At 68.9% G+C, this 1097-nt stretch carries 1 protein-coding gene; it reads left to right on the plus strand.

What is annotated here, in order from left to right; genetic code table 11:
* The first annotated feature begins 116 nt into the window (after positions 1-116).
* Positions 117-1082, plus strand: coding sequence for an IS481 family transposase (locus NON19_RS33020; protein WP_255932960.1), 966 nt, complete (start codon positions 117-119; stop codon positions 1080-1082).
* Positions 1083-1097: the final 15 nt, after the last annotated feature.

Consider the following 1097-nt stretch of genomic DNA (forward strand, 5'->3'; position numbering starts at 1 on the left):
GCGCGCTAGCTGTACTCGGCCGTGGGGTTGGTGACACGTGGCCGACGGTTGTTGATCAAGAGGTGGACCTCCGGGCGTAGTGGAGTTTGCCGACTTCACTCACCTCGGAGGTCCTGATGGCCCACGCTAACGCCCGGCTGACGTTCCATGGCAGATGCCTGTTGGTGCGTCGTGTCGTCTTCGATCGCCGTCCAGTGGCTCACGTGGCCAAGGAGCTGGGGGTTTCGCGGCAGTGCGCGCACCGGTGGGTCAGGCGCTACCGAGCCGAGGGCTGGGGCGGGCTGCACGACCGCTCCAGCCGCCCGCGTACCTGCCCTGGCCGCACTCCGGCAGCGGTGGAGGCACAGGTCCTGGCAGCCCGGCGCCGGTTGCGCCGCGGGCCCGAGCAGGTAGCCGAGGCCACCGGGGTGCCCGCCCGCACCGTGACCCGGATCCTGCGACGCCACGGCATGCCGCGCCTGTCCGCCTGCGACCCGCTGACCGGGCAGGTCATCCGCGCGAGCCGCAACAGCACCGTCCGCTACGAGCGCACCCGCCCTGGCGAGATGGTCCACGTGGACGTCAAAAAGCTCGGGAAGATCCCTGACGGCGGCGGATGGCGGGCACACGGCCGCCGCGAGGAGGTCCGCGCCCGCGGGATCGGCTACGACTACGTGCACGCCGCCGTCGACGACCACTCCCGCCTGGCCTACGCCGAGATCCTGTCCGATGAGAAGGGCACGACGTGCGCAGGCTTTCTCACCCGAGCCGCCGCCTTCTTCGCCACCCATGGCATCGACCACATCGAGCGGGTGATGACCGACAACGCCAAGAACTACCGGATCTCCCACGCCTTCCAAGCCGCCTGCCAAGCCCTCGGCGCAGCACAGAAGTTCACCCGCCCGCACTGTCCCTGGACCAACGGTAAAGTCGAACGCTTCAACCGCACCCTGCAAGCCGAGTGGGCCTACCGGCAGGTGTACACCAGCAACACCCACCGGACCGCAGCACTCGCACCCTGGCTCGACTTCTACAACACTGATCGCCGACACACCGCGCTCGGCGGCCACCCGCCCATCAGCCGACTGTCACCAACGCCATGACCGAGTACAGCTAGC

Origin of the sequence: Streptantibioticus rubrisoli, from assembly GCF_024436055.1 — a bacterium.
Lineage (GTDB): Bacteria > Actinomycetota > Actinomycetes > Streptomycetales > Streptomycetaceae > Streptantibioticus_A > Streptantibioticus_A rubrisoli.

Coding starts and splice junctions, on each gene's coding strand:
- NON19_RS33020 (WP_255932960.1), top strand. CDS start 117: ATGGCCCACGCTAACGCCCGGCTGACGTTCCATGGCAGATGCCTGTTG.